We start from the raw sequence: 5916 nt of genomic DNA, 5'->3' as shown, positions 1-5916 counted from the left end.
AGGAATTCTTAAGGGAGGGCGGTGCGTCGCGCAGCGAATCTAATGAATCGATTGCCGGTGGCAATCGCACCATAAATACATCGGCTCTGCGGCGGGAGCTAGCAGCGGTCAGCGCCTCCCTTAAGCCGCATTCTTTCCCCCTTTCTTGGCGGAACAAGAAGCTCCCCGCCGGAGGCAACCAGCTTATGGACGGACAGGGCTTACGTCTAAAATAATGAAAAGCAGAGTCTTGGCATTAACACACTCCTACAGCATAAACTCACCGCATTTCTAAATCAACGGAAAGGAACTTGCATACTTTGGATACTTTGATCACCAACGTCACCGCCGTGACCATGGCCCCCGGGGCGGAGGTCCTCTTTGGGGTTAATATCGGAATTACCGACGGAAAAATCGAATTCATCTCCAAGAAGGTCCCGGAGGAAATGCCCCATACCATTATTGAGGGCACCGGCATGGTGGCCATGCCCGGCCTCATCAACTGCCATACCCACCTGGCCACCTCTGTGCTGCGCTGCTTTACGGACGACCTCTCCAACAGGGAAGCCCTGGAAGCCCTGCTGCAAAAGGAAGCCAAAATGGACTCCCGGGGTGCCAAGGCCGCCGCGCTGCTGTCCATTGCCGAGTGCCTGCGCTTTGGCGTGACCTCCGTGTCGGACCTGTATTATTACCCAAACGCCACCGCCCAGGCTGTAGCTGAAAGCGGCATCAAGGCCAATCTAGCCCTGTCCAGCTATCGGTTTATCGATGAGAACGAGGAATTCGACTTCGAAACCGATGAGCAGTGCCAGGAACTCCAGCGCATTGTGGACAAGTGGCACGGCTACGACAATGGCCGCATCAAGATTGACGCAGGTATCTATTCCGAATACACCAGCAACTATCCCCTCTGGGAAGCCCTGGCAGGCTATGCCAGCGAAAAGGGTCTGGGCTTGCAGCTGCACCTGGCGGAGGCCAGAAACGAGGTGGATTCCTGCCTGGACCGCACAGGCATGACCCCCGGGGAGCTGCTGGCCTGCCACCGGCTCTTCGCCGTCCCCGCCACGGCAGCAGGCTGCGCCTATCTGGAGCCTGAAGAGGCAAAAATGCTGGGCAAGAAGAAGGCCAGCGCCGTGGCCCTGCCCCTGTCCGCTGCCAAAAACGGCCAGCATTGCGCCCCTATTACAGATCTGGTCAAGGCAGGTATGAACGTTGCCCTGGGCACTGATGGGGCCATTCAGGCAGGCAATCTGGATATGTTTGAAGTCATGCGGGGTGCGGCCATGTCGGTCCGCGCCGCCAAAGAAGATCCCTCTGCCCTGCCCAGCTCCGCAGCCCTGCTGATGGCCACCTACTGCGGCGCTCAGGCCCAGGGCAGAAGCCGGGAATGCGGCATGCTGAAAGAGGGCATGGACGCCGATCTGGTGCTCGTTGACTTCACCGCTCCCCATTTAATGCCCTGCCACAATGTGCTGACAGGCCTTGTCTATGCCGCAAAGGGCGGCGATGTGGCCATGACCATGGTCCGGGGCAAGATTCTCTACCAGAACGGTAAGTTCCCCACCATCGATCTGAACGCAGTGGTGGAGGAGCTGACGACCTACGCCATTCCCAAGCTCTTTGAAAAGGAGGAAACGAATGTCGGATAAGCAGGAAGGTCAGAACTTTTTGCAGGGTACGGCGGTCCTCGCCATGGCTACGGTCCTTGTGAAGATTTTGGGCGCCGTGTATAAAATACCCCTGAACGCCGTCATCGGCGAACAGGGATTCGGTTATTTCAACACCGCCTATGAAATTTACAATGTGCTGCTGATGATCTCCACTGCAGGGCTGCCCGTGGCCATGAGCCGCATGATCTCCCAGGCGGATTCTCTGAAAAACTACAACCAGGTCCGGCGGGTCTACGCCACGGCCAGGGGAATCTTTCTGGGAATCGGTATCACCGGCAGCGTGCTGATGACGGTCTTCTGCCGCCAGCTGGCACGTTTCCAGAATCAGCCCGATGCCTGGGCCGCTATCGGCTTTTTAGGCCCCTGCGTTCTGCTTATCTGCGTTATCTCCACCTTCCGGGGCTTCTTCCAGGGTCAGGGCAATATGGTGCCAACCTCCGTCTCCCAGGTCATGGAGGCCGTGATCCGGCTGGCCGTTGGCATGGCCGCCGCCATGCTTCTGCTGCGTGCCACCCGTTCCGTACCTCTGGCCGCAGGCGGAGCCATTCTGGGCGTTACCGCCAGTTGTCTGGTCAGCGCCGTCTATCTCTTCGCCGTCTTTCGGAAGCACTTCCGGGAGCTTCCAAAATCCAAAGACGAACCCCAGAGCCGCCGGGACACCGCCAGGGCCCTTCTTACCGTCGCCATTCCCATCACTTTGGGTTCCGCCTGTCTGCAGATTATCACGGCTCTGGCCAGCAAAATCTATATGGGCCGTCTTCTCGCCTCCGGCGTCACCCAGCAGACGGCAGATACCATGCGGGGCATTCACGTCATGACCCAGACCATTTTCAACATGCCCTGTGCCTTCATTACCCCCATTACTGTGAGCATCATCCCCGCCATTACGGCCCAGCTCACCACCGGGGACCACGCAGCTGCCCGGAGAACCGAGGAGGCCGCCGTCCGGCTCACAGGTCTGATCGCCATACCCTGTGCCATCGGGCTTGCCGTCCTGGCCCGGCCCATTACGGCTCTGCTGGGGGGCTATTCCGGCGAACGTCTGAATCTGGCCGCAAGGCTCATGACCATTCTCGGCATCTGCGTGTTCTTCAACGCCGTGGTGCTGGTGACCACGGCCATCATGCAGGCCCATGGAAATGTCATCCATCCTGTGGTGAATATGCTCCTGGCGGGCTGCTTGCGGCTTCTGGGAGTCTATGTACTCTCCGGCAATCCCGAAATCGGCATCATAGGCGCACCCATCAGCAATCTTGCCGCCTATGTGCTCATTTTCCTGCTGAACCTGCTGTCCATCCGGCAGCTGTACCGGGATCCTCCTGCCATATTGAAAAACGCCCTGCGGCCCATGCTCTCCGGGCTTTTGATGGGTGCCTGCGCCTTTGGGTGCTATCGGGCGCTGCTGACGGCAGGCGTCACCAGCCATCTGATTCTCTGTGCCCTGCCTGTGGCCGTGGGTGGTGTCGTCTATGCCGCCGCCGTCATTTTCCTGAAGGTCCTGCGAAAAGAGGACTGTCTGCTGCTCCCCAAGGGCGAAAAAATTGCCCGATGGCTGCATTTATAACAAATTATCAGGCCGCTGCGTTCCCGCAGCGGCCTTGCAATTGTTACCACAGCGTATCTGTGGCATCCGGATAGTGGAAGACTTCAATCAGCTTGGCGTAATACGCCGTGGGGCTGCCGTCCTCGTTATAGCGCCAGGGATAGCCGTATTCGTAGCCCTCATAGGAAACCACGCAGTTCGGGTGTGCCTCCGCGAACCCGTCCAGCACCTCCCGTGAAACCTTGGGGTGCACATCTACCAGGCATTCCAAATTGGGCAGATCCTCCAGCGGAGAAAGATCCTCCACCTTGGTGTTGCTGATGTTCAGCCTCTGCAAACCGGTACACTGGGCCAGGGGCGTCAAATCCGTCAGATAACCGCAGTTGGACAGCTCCAGAAATTCCAGATTTTTGCAGCTGGCGAAGGGCGTCAGGTCTGAGATCATGGACCCGGAGACGATGATGGCCTTCAGGTTTGGCATATAGGCCGCCCAGCTCCAGTCCCGCAGGGTATCATTGTGACCGAAATCGATATACTCCACATCCTCGCAGTATTTCAGCTGGGACACAGTGCTGTTCGTCACGTTGTAGACATAGCGAAGAATCGTCCGGTCCGTCAGGCAGCTGCCCTGTTTCGCGAAGTAAATCCGCCAGACGATTTTCGTCCTGCCCCGGTATTCATCCCGAAGCTGGGCAAGCAGTTCGTTGTCAAACCGGCAGTTTTCCAGCAGCAGATAGTCGCAGTCCCGGAGAATTTCCAGTCCCTGCCGCAGCTCATCCTCATATTTCTCCCCCAGACGCATATTCCTGAATTCAATGCGCTCGTCATCTGTGGAGACCTGCTTGCCGAAGAGGTCGAAGACATAGTGGAAGTGGGCCTCCGTACCCGCCTGCAGGGCCGCCACATCCTGAGGTGTCAGATCACAGCCGCCCGCTTCATCCATCAGTTCCACCGTCCGCAGGGCGGTCAGCAGCGGCAGCTTTTCCGCCGTCTGGGCCACATCTTCCCTTTGCAGTCCGGAGAGGTCCAGTTTCTCTGTGTCCCAGTCCATCTCCTTTCCCAGCAGCTCCACCGTATAGGTCAGCTTCAGCTTTGGGTAAGCCTCATGCAGTTCCTGAATCTCCGTCTGGGTGCATTGGATCCTGGACAGCTTTAACGTTACCAGCCGCGGAAGATAGGAGAGGTTTTCCCGCAGGCTCTCAAAGTCAGTATTCTCCAGCGTCAGATCTTTGGCGTCCCAGCTGACCCGGGTCGAACCAAAGGCCACGTCATACCGGACCTCTACCTCCGGGTGACGCTTCTGATACTGAACAATGGCCTCATAGCAGTCGCTGCCGGACAGGTCGGCCTGCTTCAGGTCGGGATAGGCCTCCAACTCTTCGATTGTATCCTCTGTCACCACCCTCCGGACCGACTGGACGCTTTCGGTGGTTGGCGCAGTTGTCTCCGGGACTGTTTCCCTCCCACAGCCCGCCAGAAGCAACGCCAGGCACATCAACACAATTGTCTTCCAAAATTTCATACAGGACTTCCTTCCGCGTGTGTTTTCCGCCATCATACCACAGGCGATTGCGGAAAACAAGATTCTTAATACAGCATGTACGGAATTCTTAAAAATATGTTCAAAATCTTCCGCATTTTACTTGACAGCCCCCGGCCCCTCTGTAGTATAATGAAAAACATGAATACACACAGGAGGGATTCTTTTATGGAAAAAGCAAAGGTATACTTTTCAAAGAACATCACCCCGGAAAATGTGATCCGGCTGTATGAGGCACTGGGCAAGGCCCTGCCCGGCAAGGTCGCAGTCAAGGTCCACTCCGGCGAGAAGGGCAATCAGAACTTTCTGCGGCCCGAATTCATGAAGCCCATGATTAACGCGGTCAACGGTACCGTCGTGGAATGCAACACCGCCTACGGCGGCGAGCGGAACACCACCGACAAGCACGTCAAACTCATGGAGTACCATGGCTGGAGCCATTATTTTGATGTGGATATCTTGGATGCCGAGGGCCCCGATCTGGAGTTGGAAATCCCCAACGGCAAGCAGATCAAAAAGAATCTGGTTGGCAAAAACCTGAACAACTACGACTCCATGCTGGTACTCTCCCACTTCAAGGGCCATCCCATGGGCGGCTTCGGCGGCGCGCTGAAGCAGCTGTCCATCGGCTGTGCTTCCTCCGCCGGCAAGTCCTACATCCACTCCGCCGGAAAGACCACGGATCAGAATACGCTGTGGGACAACGTCGCTCCCCAGGATGCTTTTCTGGAAAGCATGGCAGACGCCGCCAGCAGCGTGGTCAAGCACTTCGGCAGCAACATGGCCTACGTCAGCATTATGTGCAACATGAGCGTGGACTGCGACTGCTGTGCCGTTGCCGAAGATCCCTGCATGAAGGACATCGGCATTCTGTCCAGCCTGGATCCCGTAGCTCTGGATCAGGCGTGCATCGACCTGGTGAAGTCTTCCAATGACCCCGGCCGGAATCATCTGCTGGAGCGCATTAACTCCCGCCACGGCACCCACACCATCGACGCCGCCGCGGACCTGGGCTTCGGCACCAGAGACTATGCGCTGATCTGCGTAGACTGATTTTCCGGATCAAACAGGAGCTGTCTCAAAATAGCAAAATGCCCAAAAAGAATAATGTCATTGCGAACCAGCGCGCACGCTGGTGTGGTACCCCAAGGGTATTTCCTTCGGGCACAATCCCCCCGATTTTC

General features: G+C 57.2%; 5 protein-coding genes. 4 read left to right on the top strand and 1 reads right to left on the bottom strand.

The annotated features are described in order from the left end of the window. The 3 genes from KQI10_RS10610 to KQI10_RS10600 form a co-directional block, all read left to right on the top strand. The coding region (locus tag KQI10_RS10610; protein ID WP_216567376.1) for a hypothetical protein at positions 1-215 on the top strand (215 nt) is incomplete at its 5' end. 84 nt (positions 216-299) lie between these two features. Continuing rightward, positions 300-1628, top strand: a complete 1329-nt coding sequence (locus KQI10_RS10605) for an amidohydrolase family protein (protein WP_216567375.1) — start codon at positions 300-302, stop codon at positions 1626-1628. Continuing rightward, positions 1618-3213, top strand: coding sequence for a polysaccharide biosynthesis protein (locus KQI10_RS10600; protein ID WP_216567374.1), 1596 nt, complete (start codon positions 1618-1620; stop codon positions 3211-3213). Before KQI10_RS10605 ends, KQI10_RS10600 begins: the two co-directional genes overlap by 11 nt. Positions 3214-3256: 43 nt before the next feature. On the opposite strand, the gene KQI10_RS10595 is transcribed toward KQI10_RS10600, so the two are convergent. Beyond that, the gene (locus tag KQI10_RS10595) at positions 3257-4714 is read right to left on the bottom strand and encodes a leucine-rich repeat domain-containing protein (RefSeq protein ID WP_216567373.1); all 1458 of its coding nucleotides are present in this window, start codon (positions 4712-4714) and stop codon (positions 3257-3259) included. A 186-nt stretch (positions 4715-4900) separates the two neighbouring features. Here KQI10_RS10595 and KQI10_RS10590 point away from each other — a divergent pair, with 186 nt between their 5' ends. Continuing rightward, positions 4901-5785, top strand: a complete 885-nt coding sequence (locus KQI10_RS10590; RefSeq protein ID WP_216567372.1) for a DUF362 domain-containing protein — start codon at positions 4901-4903, stop codon at positions 5783-5785. Positions 5786-5916: the final 131 nt, after the last annotated feature.

Origin of the sequence: Pseudoflavonifractor sp. MSJ-30, assembly GCF_018918045.1 — a bacterium.
GTDB lineage: Bacteria > Bacillota > Clostridia > Oscillospirales > Oscillospiraceae > Faecousia.
Note: the sequence above shows the minus strand (reverse complement) of the source record. Positions and strands in the feature narration are given on the sequence as shown.